Consider the following 13,426-nt stretch of genomic DNA (forward strand, 5'->3'; position numbering starts at 1 on the left):
AATGTTAAAACGAAAAATAGGGTTTTACCTATTTATTGCAGCCGGTCATATCTTCCCCATCCCGCAAAATTTCCGTACCTTTGGTTTCCTTTTTTAATAATACAGTAAATTCAAATGTCCGGTATCATCCAGCTCCTCCCAGACCATGTTGCAAACCAAATCGCCGCCGGTGAGGTGGTGCAGCGCCCCGCATCTGTGGTTAAGGAACTCATGGAAAACGCGGTAGACGCCGGGGCTACAGAAATTAAGCTCATAATAAAAGACGCCGGTAAAACCCTTATACAGGTTATAGACAACGGCCGTGGCATGGGCGTTACCGATGCCCGCCTGTGCTTTGAGCGCCACGCCACCAGTAAAATCCGCCATGCCGAAGACCTGTTTTCGCTGCATACCAAGGGCTTCCGGGGGGAGGCATTGGCATCCATTGCCGCTGTAGCCCACGTGGAACTGAAAACCCGCCAGGAACAGGACGAACTGGGTACACACCTGGTAATAGAGGGGAGTAAATTCACCCAGCAGGATGTGGCCGTACTGCCACGCGGTACTGCGTTTTCGGTTAAGAACCTGTTCTTCAATATACCCGCGCGCCGCAACTTCCTGAAAAGCGATACGGTGGAGTTCCGCCATATTGTAGATGATTTCGAACGCGTGGCCATGGCACATGCCAACATCAGCTTTATGCTGTACCACAACGGCAGTGAAATGTTTAACCTGCCTGCGGGCAACATGCGCCAGCGTATCGTAGGCGTTTTTGGCGGTAAAACCAATGAGAAGTTGGTTCCCGTAAACGAAACTACCGAGATTGTTACCATAAACGGCTTTGTGACGAAACCCGAGTTTGCCAAGAAAAACAGGGGCGAGCAGTTCTTTTTTGTAAACAACCGCTTTATAAAAAGCCCGTACCTGCACCATGCCGTTATGGCGGCTTACGAAGGCCTGCTGAGAGACGGCTGCCAGCCTGCGTACTACCTGTACCTTGATGTGCCGCCGCACAGCATAGATATAAACATCCACCCTACAAAAACCGAGATAAAGTTTGACGACGAGCACGCGCTATATGCCATATTGCGTTCGGCGATAAAGCACAGCCTGGGCCAGTTCAACATTGCCCCGGTGCTGGATTTTGACCGCGATGCCAACCTCGATACACCGTACGATTACGAAAGTAAATCGGCTACCATGCCTACGGTAGAGGTAGACCGCAACTACAATCCCTTTGCCGATGACAGCCCCGGTGGCGGTTTCAGCAGTTCGTTCTCATCTTCGGGCGGTGGGCGCAGCCTTGGCGGCAGCGTGTCTTCCAAAGCTTCTTCGGGCAGTGGGGGAGGGGGCTTCAGTATACCGTCGTTTAAGAAGGAAACACAGCCCAGCTGGGAAAGCCTGTATGTAGGCACCAGCCCGTCTAACGAGGAGATTGCCGAGATAAACTTTGAGTCGGAAGAGGTAACAGGTTCGCTTTTTAACGATACTGAAGTGGAGGAAACCACGGTATACAAAACCTACCAGATACACAAAAAATACATTGTAAGCCCCATCCGTTCGGGTATGGTGATTATCGACCAGAAAAGGGCGCACCAGCGCATACTATATGAGCAATTTTTGCGTAATATTACAGTACAGCAGGCACCAAGTCAGCAGCTGTTGTTTCCGCTGGTATTGTATTTTACCCCTGCCGAAATGGCTTTGGTAAAAGAAATGGAGCCTTCGCTGGAAAGTACCGGTTTTGTATTTGCCGAAATGCACAGCGACCACATAGTGGTAAACGGCCTGCCGGTAAACGTGGCCGAAAGTGAGGTGTCTATTTTGCTGGAGGAAATGATAAACGACCTGCAGCAGGAAGTACCCGAAAGCAGCTTTAGCCTGAGCGACCGCCTGGCCAAATCTATGGCGCGCAGCCTGGCCGTAAAAACCGGTACGCTGCTCACCGAAAAAGAACAGGAAACCATGGTAAACAGTTTGTTTGCCTGTAAGGAGCCCGATGTTTCGCCTTTTAATAAACCAACTTTCATCACCATGAGTGTGGAAGACTTAGATAAACGTTTTGCCTTATGATGAAGATGACCGATACTGTTAAGCAGTTGATCATTATTAATGTTATTGTGTTTTTATGCTCGCAGTTTGTACCGCAGGCTTATGAATATTTATCGTTGTATTTTCCGGCCAACCCTAACTTTAAGGTATGGCAGGTATTTACCAGCATGTTTATGCATGCAAGGTTTGACAGCAGCGCAGGTGTAACCCACATCCTTTTTAATATGATAACCCTGTGGATGTTCGGCAGCCCGCTGGAGCATTTTTGGGGAGCCAAAAGGTTCGTTACATTCTACCTGCTGTGCGGGGTAGGGTCGGCGCTGTTTTATCTTGGCATTGACTATATAGTGTTCGAAAAAGCACTTAGCACGCTTAGCAGTAATGGTATTTCGCAGGAGGCTGCTATACAAATGCTGCAGTCGCATAACTATGAAGCGCTTATCGATTACTTGGGACCATTAGGTTTACAAAACTTTGACAGTGCTTATAACGGTTCTGCTGTAGGTGCATCGGGTGCGCTGTATGGTGTTATGGTGGCCTTTGCGTTTATGTTCCCCGAAGTGGAAATGATGATGATATTTTTCCCCATCCCTATAAAAACAAAATGGTTTGTACCCGGCCTTATAGCGTTTGACCTTATTATGGGGCTTCGTGGCAGGGCAGTAATAGGCCAGGGTGACGGTGTGGCGCATTTTGCCCACCTTGGCGGTGCTTTGGTAGGCTTTTTGCTAATGATGTACTGGAAGAACAAGCGCTTTAACCACAACCGCTGGAACTAACTTTTATGGGATTTATAGACGATATTAAAACGGAATACCGCATAGGGGGGATTGTGCAGCAGCTCATCTTCTGGAATGTGGGGTTATTCCTGTTTCCGATGGTTATATTCAGCCTTATGGGCTTAGGAAGCAGCCATCCCACATACCCGATGTTCGACTGGACGCAGGGCAGTACAGACAACCTTTTTAGCGTATCGCCAAATTTTGCCGACCTGGCCTGGAAGCCCTGGTCTGTGTTTACATATGCGTTTTTACACTATGGCGTAATGCACCTGCTGTTTAACATGCTGATGCTGGTATTTGCGGGCAGGCTTTTCCTGACTTTCTTTACGCAGAAACAGTTCTTCGGGCTGTACGTGCTTGCGGCAATATTTGCCGGGCTTGTATTTATTGCTGGAGATACCTTCATCCCTGTTATGAGGGGCAACCATTACCCTATGGTGGGGGCTTCGGCAGCTATTATGAGCATACTGATTGCCGCTGCGGTATACGCCCCGCACTACGAAGTACACCTAATGCTTATAGGCAGGGTAAAGCTTTGGCACGTGGCATTGGTACTTGTGGCACTGGACCTGATTTATATTTCTGCCGAAAATACCGGCGGCCACCTGGCGCACCTTTCGGGGGCGTTGTTGGGCGCGGTATACATAAAACTGCTGCAAAACGGTACCGACCTTAGTACGGGCGTTTCTAAGATAATCGACTTTTTTGCCAATTTGTTTAAGCCAAAGAAATCGGCACCGTTTAAAAAAGTACACCGCAATACGGCCCCATCTTCGCGCACTGCCGCACCAAAGGCGCAGGACTTCACCCAAAAGCAGATAGACGAAATACTGGATAAAATAAGCCGCAGCGGCTACGACAGCCTTACCAAAGAGGAAAAGGAGTTTTTATTTAAAGTTGGCAAATAATCCGTAGATTTGGGTTACCGGGCACCCCTTAGTAAATGAAAAAACTTTCGTGGTTTAATAAGTTTATGTATTTCATGAACATCGTGCTTACGGTGCTCACGGTTTTTTCGTACCTGTTACCGTTTATTTCACCCAAGCTTTCGCCTATACTGGCCGTATTTACGCTGGTAATGCCACTGATGCTGGTGCTCAATGCCTTTTTCTTTTGCTACTGGATGTTCCAGGCCAAAAAGCAGATGCTGCTTTCGGGTATTATACTGCTTGTAGGCATTACGTTTATCAACAAAATGTTTAAGTTCAGCGCCGAGACCCAGCCCGATGAGGAAGGGCAGTTTACCCTGTTGAGCTATAACGTACGCCTGTTCAACCTTTACGAATGGTTGCCCGACCGTGATATACCGGCCAAAATAAGCGCTTTCGTTAAAGAAAAGAACCCCGACATACTCTGCATACAGGAATACAGCAAACAGGCCGTAGGCGACACCGCATTCCGCCAGTATAGGCACCGCTTCATATTCTCTGAGAAGGGGCAGACCGAGCAGGCAGTGTTTTCTAAATTCCCAATCATCAATACGGGCGATATACAGTTTCCCGGTTCGGCTAACAATGCCGTTTGGGCTGATATAAAGAAAGGCAAGGATACCCTGCGTGTGTACACCATACACCTGCAATCGGTAAAAATAAGCCCCGACATCCACGATAATAATATTGATGAGGAGAAAAGCAAGGTTATCTTCAGGCGTATCGGTGCGGCATTCCAGAAGCAGCAGCTACAGGCTGAGTTGATGGAAAAGCACAAAAGCGAATGCAAGTACCCGATGATTATTTGCGGCGACCTTAACAACAGCGCCTTCAGCTATGTTTACCGCAGCATAAGGGGAAGCATGAAAGATTCGTTTGAGGAAGCGGGGAGTGGCTTTGGCAAGTCGTACAACTTCAAATACTATCCCGCGCGTATCGACTATGTGTTTACCGACAAAACCCTGAACGTACTGGAATACACCACCTTTAGCGATTTTGTAAATTCCGACCATTTCCCGGTGATGACACGCCTGTGTTTTGAGAAAGAGGAGGAGTAAGGGAATTTAGAATTCAGAATTTAGAATTAAGAATGAGCTTCACTCAGTTGCAATATCCTTGACCCTGAAGGGGTCACGCATATTAGCCTCGGGCAGAGCCCGGGGGAAACGATTCGATTCGCGATTTATTGGTAATGGTCCAATAACCAAATAACCGCATCACCGAATAACCTATTTAAGTTCCTGTTTCTTCAGGTAATCCAATGCGTACCTGCCTTCGTTAAACAGTAAGTCCAGTATGCTAAGGTTGTTTATAAAGCTGTGTTTTTCTTCAAAAACCTGGGTGTAGGGTTCAAACTCGTTAAGGTCTTTTTTACCGTTGGCAAGTGGGCGCAGGTCGGTATATTGGGGTGTTTCGTGGAAGTATTCCTCTGTTTTGGTATAGTCAAAAGGCATCCCAAGGCATTGGCACACAATTTCCATAATTTGGAAATTCAGCTCCATCATGTACTTGTGCTTCTGCTCAAATACAGGGCGTATATCGTCTTCAAAATACTCAAAGAAGGGCGAAGTACGGTACGCAGCCTCAAGCGACTTAAAATGCTGTTTCTGCCAGTCAAATGCCGGTTCTATCTTTACATCCTTAAACTTCTGGTGGCCTGCAACAGGGCTGTGCTTTACAGGTATGTTCAGCAGCTGTATACCGTTCGGGCTGTAAATGTACATACGGTTACGGTTCGTCTGCTTCTGGAAGTTGTCTTCCACCTCAAATGTTATGCTGTCAGCCTGTACCATAGCCACAAAATGGCTGATGGATGGAAAATATGTGGGGTGTAAAAGTATATTACTCATGATAATTTGAAAATGAGTTAATTTGGAAATTTGAAAATGCTGCTTAAAACGGACATTTTCAAATTTCCAAATTTTCAAATTAATTAATTTTCAGCTTTCTTCCTTTTCTTCAAAACAAAGAAATCAAGTGCAAAGTAGCCTATAAGCGCTATGATGAAATACCTGAAGTACGACACCGGTTCGCCGCTGCCACCCACAGTGGTAAACATGCGATCCCAACGGATCTTTTTACCGATGTTGCCCCACGGCTGGTTCTGGTCAAGGCTCAGCCAAATAAGTACCGGTTTGCCCACAATGTGGTCTTCCGGCACAAAGCCCCAGTAGCGGCTGTCTTCGGAGTTATGACGGTTATCACCCATCATAAAGTAGTAGTCCTGTTTAAAGGTATAGCTTGTGGCAGGAGCGCCGTTTATGCGTATTTCGTTACCGGTAACCTTCAGGTCGTTATGCTCATATTCCTTGATGATCATTTCGTAATACGGCAGGTTTTCGGTGGTAAGGTTTACCGTAGCACCCTCAGCCGGTATTTTAAATGCAGGCATGTTATCTACCGTAGATGTTTTATCGCTGTGCGGGAAGATAGGGTTGTTAGGCAAGGCGCTAAGCAGGAAAGCGTCAGGCTTGTGTATTATACGCAATATTGATTTTACATCTGCATCGCTTTTAAGCAGGTTCGCTTTTTCAAAAGTAGCATTAACAGCCAGTTTGTTCATTACAGGCTCCATTTTCAGTTTGGCAGCATCGTCGCTGCCTATGTAGCCCCATACTTCTACATCGGTAGAATCGCGTGAATATTCAGTAAGGTTAGATTTTACTTCTTTACTGTGCAGGTAGTTTTGCACTTCGGTATTGTCCCAAAGGTCTTTCTTAATGTTATAGAAAGCCCAAGCCTCATCCAGTTGGTATTTACTAAGCAATGGCCTTGCATCCGGCTGTTTAGATTCTACATAATGCATATACTGTGGCTTAGCCCTGTCCGAAAGTTTCAATTCGCTGCCGTTTATGTATACAAAACCGTCTTTAAGTTCAAACGTATCGCCCGGTGTACCTACGCAGCGTTTTACGTAATTCGATTTTTTATCCACCGGCTTACGGATGCCTATGCTGTTTTGGTCGCGGAAATACCTTACCGTATCTACCGGCCAGTTAAATACCACGATGTCATTTTTTTGCGGTTTAGCAAAGCCTGGAAGCCTGAAATACGGCAGTTGCGGCCATTTGCTGTATGATTTTACGCCTACTAACGGAATAGTATCGTGTACCATAGGTGCTGCAATGGTAGTTTCGGGCACGCGTGCACCGTAATGTACCTTGCTTACAAACAGGAAGTCGCCAATAAGCAGGGTTTTTTCCAATGAAGATGAAGGTATAGTAAACGGCTGTATTACATAGGTGTGTACTATGGTGGCTACCACTACGGCAAACAATAGCGAACTCAGTGTGCTTTCGCCATGTTCAGTATTGCCGTTATAATCGCCTTTGCCCGAATAGTTAAGGGCGTAGATGTACAAACCACAGGTAAGTATACCGATGATATAATCTGTAGTGGTTTTTTTTCCGAAGGCTTTCAGTATTTGTACCCAGATAACCGGGAACATAATAACGTTTACCACAGGGATGAAAAGCAGTATGGTCCAGTACCACGGGCGGTTGATTATTTTCATCAATACCACGGCATTGTATACCGGTACGGCGGCTTCCCACGGTTTGCGGCCCGCTTTTTCATACAGTTTCCAGGTCCCGGCAAAGTGTACTACCTGTACGGCCAGGAAAAATATAAACCATTGCACTAAAGTCATATCTTCTTATGTTTTTGGTATATGTGTTTGTTTATACTAAAATGTTACAGGCCCAGCACGTCTTTCATGCTGTAAATGCCTGTTTTGCCCACCAGCCATTCGGCGGCTACAACAGAACCAAGGGCAAATCCTTCGCGGTTGTGTGCGGTGTGCTTTATTTCTATTGAGTCAATTTCAGAATCGTAAGTAACCACGTGTGTGCCGGGTACATTCTCTATACGCTTCACATCGATGTAAATATCATCTTGTTTCGGGGTTTCTATAGCCCAACCTGCGTAATCTGAATGGGCTATGATGTCTTTTGCCAATGAAATAGCCGTACCGCTTGGGGCATCCAGTTTTTGTGTGTGGTGGATTTCCTCCATGGTCACCTTGTACTGTTTCAGCGTACTCATCATCCTGGCAAGGTGGCTGTTCAGCTCAAAGAAAATATTTACCCCCAGGCTAAAGTTAGACCCGTATATAAAAGCGCCTTTTTTCTCCTCGCAAAGTGCAGCCACATTGTGGTAATGCTCCAGCCAGCCAGTGGTGCCGCTTACTACAGGTATATTGTTGTTAAGGCATTGGGAAATGTTTTCCACAGCGGCATCGGGTACGCTGAAGTCTATGGCGGCATCGGCATCGGTAAGGCCGTCAAAACTGCTGCTGCCGGTTTTACGCAGTACAATTTCATGTCCTCTTTCCAGGGCTATACGTTCTATAACTTTGCCCATTTTGCCGTAGCCTAAAAGTGCTATTTTCATAATTTAAAAGCGGTATCTCATGCTTACCCCTACAGTATACTGGTAGTCTATCTGGTTCTGGTCAAAACTCGGGGTAAAGGTAAGGTTTTCGTTTACGTTAAACTGCCTCAGGTGGGCATCTACGTTAGCATCTACAATGTTCAGTATGTAAATGCCTGCGGTAACCAGTGCCGAAAGGTCGCGGTTACGCTGGTGGAATTTTTGTGCGCGTATAAGTCGGTCGGCATCTATGCCTTCCAGCTTGCCGCTAAGCTCATGCCCGGCCAGTACCTGCTTATAGGCATCACGGTACATATTGTACTGCGTGTGGTTCCAGCTGAAGGAATAGATACTTATGGCAAGGCCACCCCATACTATGGGTGCTTTCCAGTATTTTTTATTGTAAATCTGTCCCAGGCCGGGCACCATGGCCGAATAAAAAGCAGCCTTGCTTGGGGCAAGGGCATCATATTTATACGTAGAGGCCAGTACCTTGTTTATAGAATCCTGGTTAACCGGCTTTACTTCTTTTTTAGGGTCCTGCTCCTTTTTAGGGTCCTGCGCATGTGCCGAAACCGAAAAAACAAGTAAAGCCGTAAGTATGAAAAATATGTTTTTCACTAACCTTGTATCAGTTTAATGATCCTGTTAAAGTCTTCTTCAGAATGGAACGGGATCGTGATTTTACCTTTGCCTTTGGCGTCTACCTTTACATCTACCTTAGCCCCGAAGAAGCCGGTAAATGCCTTGCGCTCGTCATCATTAACGGTAAAACCACTTGTTTTATTTTCTGCCGGTTTTTCGCCCGGGGTGTCTTTGCCGCCTTCATGGTAAATTTTTACCAATGCCTCGGTTTCGCGCACGCTCAGGTTCTGGCTTACTATTTTCTGGTAAATATCGGCCTGTGCATCAAAATCATCTATGGTGATGATGGCACGGCCGTGGCCCATGCTTATAAAGCCGTCGCGTATGCCGGTCTGGATTATCGGGTCCAGCTTCAGCAGCCTAAGGTAGTTGGCTATGGTAGAACGCTTTTTGCCCACGCGGTCGCTTACCTGCTCCTGTGTTAACTGTATTTCGTCCATAAGGCGCTGGTATGACATGGCTATTTCTATAGGGTCCAGGTCGTGGCGCTGTATGTTTTCTACCAGGGCCATAACCAGTGAATCGTTATCATTCGCCAGGCGTATATACGCCGGTACGTGGGTTAAGCCTGCAAGCTTACTGGCACGCAGCCTGCGTTCACCACTTATAAGCTGGTATTTGTTATAATCTGTTTTGCGTACGGTAATGGGCTGAATCACACCCAGCTCTTTAATGCTGGTACTCAGTTCGTGCAGCGTTTCCTCGTTAAAGCTGGTACGCGGCTGAAAAGGGTTTATTTCTATCGACTCAATTTCAAGCTCTATAATATTGCCTACAACCTTGTCTGCACCTTTATCCTCTACCGACTTAATGTCGTTTTCAGGGTCTTTTAAAAGTGCCGACAGCCCGCGTCCAAGTGCTTGTTTTTTTACTGCTTTTGTCATAAACCTACTTTACTGTTTTTCTTGATGATCTCCTCGGCAAGGTTCAGGTAATTTGTAGCACCCTTGCTCGTAGCGTCATAGTTTATAATGCTTTCGCCAAAGCTTGGCGCTTCGCTCAGTTTAATGTTTCGTTGTATAATGGTGTCAAATACCATGTCGTTAAAGTGCTTTTGCACCTCTTCCACCACCTGGTTGCTCAGCCTCAGGCGCGAGTCGTACATGGTAAGCAGCAGCCCTTCTATATCCAGGTCAGGGTTGTGTATTTTCTGTACGCTTTTTATGGTATTAAGCAGTTTTCCAAGGCCTTCCAGTGCAAAGTACTCGCATTGGATAGGTATCACCACGCTGTCGGCAGCAGTAAGCGCATTAAGCGTAAGCAGGCCCAGTGACGGTGCACAGTCAATAAGTATATAATCGTACTTATCCTTTACGCTTTGCAGCGCGGTTTTCAGCATGTATTCGCGGTTTTCCTTGTCTACAAGCTCTATTTCAATGGCCACAAGATCTATGTGGGCCGGGATTATCCATACGTTTGGCGCGGTGCATTCTACCGTGGCTTCATCGGGTGTGTTGCTGTGTTCCAGTATCTGGTAGGTACCTATTTCCACAGTCTCTACATCCAGCCCAAGGCCCGAACTGGCATTGGCCTGAGGGTCGGCATCTATTAATAATACTTTCTTTTCCAGCACTCCCAGCGCGGCAGCCAGGTTAACTGAGGTGGTTGTTTTACCCACGCCGCCTTTTTGGTTGGCAATAGCAATGATTTTACCCATTTTTTGAATGAAATTTTCGAACCGTAAAAATACAATTATTTATGGTACCTGAAAACGGAATTTGTTAACACCATAAAAATAAAAAGCCACACCAAAAGGTGTGGCTTGAAAAAAACTAAACTACGCAATTATTACTGAATGATAAGCTTTTGACTGGTTGTGTAATTTCCTGTAGTGAATTGTACTATGTACATACCGGCACCCAGCTGAGACAGGTTTAACTGTTGGTTTCCTGTAGCAGCTTTCGCCTGGAATACGTTAGCGCCTGTAAGGCTGTATACGTTTACTGTACCTTCGTTACCGCTGGTGTTGGCAAGGTTTACTATGCCGTTTACAGCAGGGTTAGGATATAGGGTAAAGGCTTTTTTCTGTAGGTTGTCTGTACCTGCTGTAGTTTCCCAAACAATGTTGTCTACGTTTGCAGTGTTGTGTGCACCTGCGGCTACAAACCTGAACGCGATGTGAGCATTACCTTCAAGTGCAGGGAAGTCAGTTACAGTGTATGTTGTTGCAGGAGCAGCAGCAAGGGTTATTTCGTTACCTACAGCTACGAAAGTAGCAGCGTCGGCAGCATCAGTAAGGTAGCCTGGCTGTAGTACTACTGCTGTAGCTGAAGAAGCGTCAAATGTAAGTGTGTGGTTACCGTCGAAGCTGTTTACCTCAGGCGATACAAGGAATGCTGCCTGGCCCGGGCTCATGAAGCTGTAGAACTGTGCAACAGGAGTACCGGCTACGGTAGCAGGGTATACATACATGCCGTTGTTTATTGCAGTCCAGCAGTATTGAGAGATTACTTCTTGCTGGCCTGTAGTATAGCTATCAAAGTTTTCGTTGATAGACGATACAGCAGGACAAGCGTCCGGAGTCTCAGCCCAAACGATGTTGTCTACGTTTGCAGTATTGTGTGCACCTGCAGCTACAAACCTGAATGCGATGTGTGCATTGCCTTCAAGAGCAGGGAAGTCAGTTACAGTGTATGTTGTTGCAGGAGCAGCAGCAAGGGTTATTTCGCCACCAACAGCTACGAAAGTAGTAGCATCTGTAGGGTTTGTAAGGTAGCCAGGCTGTAGTACAACAGCTGTAGCTGAAGAAGCATCAAACGTAAGTGTGTGGTTACCGTCAAAGCTGTCTACCTCAGGCGATACAAGGAATGCTGCCTGGCCCGGGCTCATAAAGCTGTAGAACTGTGCAACAGGAGTACCGGCTACGGTAGCAGGGTATACATACATACCGTTGTTTATTGCAGTCCAGCAGTATTGAGAGATTACTTCTTGCTGGCCTGTAGTGTAGTCGTCAAAGTTTTCGTCGATAGACGAAACAGCAGGACAAGCATCCGGGGTCTCAGCCCAAACGATGTTGTCTATGTTTGCAGTATTGTGAGCGCCTGCGGCTACAAACCTGAATGCTATGTTAGCGTTGGTTTCAAGAGCAGGGAAGTCTGTTATAGTGTATGTTGTTGCAGGAGCAGCAGCAAGGGTTATTTCGCCACCTACAGCTACGAAAGTAGTAGCGTCTGTAGGGTTTGTAAGGTAACCCGGTTGTAGTACAACAGCTGTGCCTGAAGAAGCATCAAATGTAAGTGTGTGGTTACCATCAAAGCTGTTTACCTCAGGCGATACAAGGAAAGCTGCCTGGCCCGGGCTCATAAAGCTGTAAAACTGTGCAACAGGTGTGCCGCTTACAGAAGCAGGGTATACATACATACCGTTGCTTATTGCAGTCCAGCAGTATTGAGAGATTACCTCTTGCTGGCCTGTAGTGTAGTTGTCAAAGTTTTCATTCAGTTCAGCAACTGCGGTGCAGTCCTGGGCATTCATGTTAAGTACCGCACCCAACAGTCCGGCTGCAAGTAATAGTTTTTTCATATTGGCTTATTTAGATTTAATAAGGATAAATTTCCGCTGCAAATATAAACCCTAATTTGTAATAAGTCTAAATAAAATATTATTTTTTTCAGGAAATTTTGCCCTGAAATAGCAAAGGGAGCTGTAAAAGCCCCCTTACTGTCTATCATCCTGTCAAACTAAGCTTTAAAATAAAGCAAAGGATAGTGTGTTATTTACTCTTTTTGGCACGTATCATGGCTTCAAGCTGGTCCCAAAGTTCCTCGGGTATGGCTTCCAGCAGGTTAAACTGCCCTGCGCCTTTCAGCCATTCGCCTCCGTCTATGGTTATTACCTCACCATTTACATACGCCGAAAAATCAGATACAAGGTACGCGGCAAGATTAGCCAGCTCCTGGTGGTCGCCCACACGCTTGAGCGGTACTTTTTTGGCCAGGTCAAATTTCTCCTTCAGGTCGCCCGGCAGTAACCTGTCCCATGCGCCCTTGGTAGGGAAAGGCCCCGGCGCTATGGCATTGGTACGTATACCGTATTTGGCCCACTCCACGGCAAGGCTTCGCGTCATGGCCAGCACACCGGCTTTGGCAGTGGCGCTCGGTACTACATAGGCGCTGCCCGTCCAGGCGTAGGTGGTAACAATATTAAGCACTACGGTATTTTGCTGTTTGCTATCTATCCAGTGTTTGCCAAAAGCCAGCGTACAGTTTTTGCTGCCCTTAAGCACTATGTCTATAATAGTGTCAAACGCATGTGCCGAAAGCCGCTCGGTAGGGGATATGAAGTTGCCCGCAGCGTTATTAAGCAGTACGTCTACTTTGCCAAAGGCGCCCAACACGGTTTGCAGCATATTTTCCACTTCGTCATAATTACGCACATCGCATTGTACTGCCAGGCAGGTGCCACCGGTTTCGGCTTCCAGTTCTTTGGCAGTATTTTGAAGCTTATCAAGGTCGCGGCTGGTAATGGCTACCTTTGCGCCAAGCTCTAAAAAATATTTGGTCATGCTCTGTCCCAGGCCGCTTCCGCCGCCCGTAACCACTATTACTTTGCCGCTAAGGGCATCGTCGCGAAGCATCTTTTCAGTATAGTTCATTGTCTTAAAATGAGGTTTGTTTATATAGTAAAGATACTAAAAATAGTATGCGTGCCTATGGTTGCCCCGGCTGA

12 protein-coding genes are annotated in these 13,426 nt (G+C 46.5%); 4 read left to right on the forward strand and 8 right to left on the reverse strand.

The window, feature by feature from the left end; genetic code table 11:
- Positions 1-114 precede the first annotated feature (114 nt).
- The 4 genes from mutL to ACZIX4_RS00475 are packed head-to-tail and all read left to right on the forward strand — an operon-like array spanning position 115 to position 4,800.
- Entirely contained in the window at positions 115-2,052 is a 1,938-nt protein-coding gene (gene mutL / locus ACZIX4_RS00460; protein WP_463333642.1) for a DNA mismatch repair endonuclease MutL, read from the forward strand.
- A complete protein-coding gene (locus ACZIX4_RS00465) occupies positions 2,049-2,810 on the forward strand; it encodes a rhomboid family intramembrane serine protease (protein WP_463333643.1) in 762 nt (253 codons plus the stop codon). Before mutL ends, ACZIX4_RS00465 begins: the two co-directional genes overlap by 4 nt.
- Positions 2,811-2,815: 5 nt before the next feature.
- On the forward strand, positions 2,816-3,721 hold the full coding sequence (locus ACZIX4_RS00470) for a rhomboid family intramembrane serine protease (RefSeq protein ID WP_463333644.1): 906 nt from the start codon (positions 2,816-2,818) through the stop codon (positions 3,719-3,721).
- 35 nt (positions 3,722-3,756) lie between these two features.
- A complete protein-coding gene (locus ACZIX4_RS00475) occupies positions 3,757-4,800 on the forward strand; it encodes an endonuclease/exonuclease/phosphatase family protein (RefSeq protein ID WP_463333645.1) in 1,044 nt (347 codons plus the stop codon).
- A 171-nt stretch (positions 4,801-4,971) separates the two neighbouring features.
- Here ACZIX4_RS00475 and ACZIX4_RS00480 read toward each other — a convergent pair whose 3' ends face one another.
- The 8 genes from ACZIX4_RS00480 to ACZIX4_RS00515 form a co-directional block, all read right to left on the reverse strand.
- Positions 4,972-5,592 carry a WbqC family protein gene (locus ACZIX4_RS00480; RefSeq protein WP_463333646.1) on the reverse strand — a complete coding sequence of 207 codons (621 nt, stop codon included), beginning with the start codon at positions 5,590-5,592 and terminating at the stop codon, positions 4,972-4,974.
- 83 nt (positions 5,593-5,675) lie between these two features.
- A complete protein-coding gene (gene lepB / locus ACZIX4_RS00485; RefSeq protein ID WP_463333647.1) occupies positions 5,676-7,391 on the reverse strand; it encodes a signal peptidase I in 1,716 nt (571 codons plus the stop codon).
- A gap of 44 nt (positions 7,392-7,435) precedes the next feature.
- Positions 7,436-8,134, reverse strand: coding sequence for a 4-hydroxy-tetrahydrodipicolinate reductase (gene dapB / locus ACZIX4_RS00490; protein WP_463333648.1), 699 nt, complete (start codon positions 8,132-8,134; stop codon positions 7,436-7,438).
- Positions 8,135-8,137: 3 nt separating this feature from the next.
- On the reverse strand, positions 8,138-8,734 hold the full coding sequence (locus tag ACZIX4_RS00495; RefSeq protein ID WP_463333649.1) for a DUF5683 domain-containing protein: 597 nt from the start codon (positions 8,732-8,734) through the stop codon (positions 8,138-8,140).
- The gene (locus ACZIX4_RS00500) at positions 8,734-9,642 is read right to left on the reverse strand and encodes a ParB/RepB/Spo0J family partition protein (protein ID WP_463333650.1); all 909 of its coding nucleotides are present in this window, start codon (positions 9,640-9,642) and stop codon (positions 8,734-8,736) included. The genes ACZIX4_RS00495 and ACZIX4_RS00500 overlap by 1 nt, the downstream gene beginning before the upstream one ends.
- Complete coding sequence (locus tag ACZIX4_RS00505; RefSeq protein WP_463333651.1) at positions 9,639-10,415, reverse strand: ParA family protein; 777 nt, start codon at positions 10,413-10,415, stop codon at positions 9,639-9,641. Before ACZIX4_RS00505 ends, ACZIX4_RS00500 begins: the two co-directional genes overlap by 4 nt.
- A gap of 131 nt (positions 10,416-10,546) precedes the next feature.
- Complete coding sequence (locus ACZIX4_RS00510) at positions 10,547-12,280, reverse strand: T9SS type A sorting domain-containing protein (protein WP_463333652.1); 1,734 nt, start codon at positions 12,278-12,280, stop codon at positions 10,547-10,549.
- A gap of 190 nt (positions 12,281-12,470) precedes the next feature.
- Complete coding sequence (locus ACZIX4_RS00515) at positions 12,471-13,352, reverse strand: SDR family oxidoreductase (RefSeq protein WP_463333653.1); 882 nt, start codon at positions 13,350-13,352, stop codon at positions 12,471-12,473.
- Positions 13,353-13,426: the final 74 nt, after the last annotated feature.

This window comes from Flavobacterium niveum (assembly GCF_055231775.1).

Coding starts and splice junctions, on each gene's coding strand:
- ACZIX4_RS00515 (WP_463333653.1), bottom strand. CDS start 13,352: ATGAACTATACTGAAAAGATGCTTCGCGACGATGCCCTTAGCGGCAAA.
- ACZIX4_RS00465 (WP_463333643.1), top strand. CDS start 2,049: ATGATGAAGATGACCGATACTGTTAAGCAGTTGATCATTATTAATGTT.
- lepB (WP_463333647.1), bottom strand. CDS start 7,391: ATGACTTTAGTGCAATGGTTTATATTTTTCCTGGCCGTACAGGTAGTA.
- ACZIX4_RS00470 (WP_463333644.1), top strand. CDS start 2,816: ATGGGATTTATAGACGATATTAAAACGGAATACCGCATAGGGGGGATT.
- mutL (WP_463333642.1), top strand. CDS start 115: ATGTCCGGTATCATCCAGCTCCTCCCAGACCATGTTGCAAACCAAATC.
- ACZIX4_RS00475 (WP_463333645.1), top strand. CDS start 3,757: ATGAAAAAACTTTCGTGGTTTAATAAGTTTATGTATTTCATGAACATC.
- ACZIX4_RS00510 (WP_463333652.1), bottom strand. CDS start 12,280: ATGAAAAAACTATTACTTGCAGCCGGACTGTTGGGTGCGGTACTTAAC.
- dapB (WP_463333648.1), bottom strand. CDS start 8,134: ATGAAAATAGCACTTTTAGGCTACGGCAAAATGGGCAAAGTTATAGAA.
- ACZIX4_RS00500 (WP_463333650.1), bottom strand. CDS start 9,642: ATGACAAAAGCAGTAAAAAAACAAGCACTTGGACGCGGGCTGTCGGCA.
- ACZIX4_RS00505 (WP_463333651.1), bottom strand. CDS start 10,415: ATGGGTAAAATCATTGCTATTGCCAACCAAAAAGGCGGCGTGGGTAAA.
- ACZIX4_RS00480 (WP_463333646.1), bottom strand. CDS start 5,592: ATGAGTAATATACTTTTACACCCCACATATTTTCCATCCATCAGCCAT.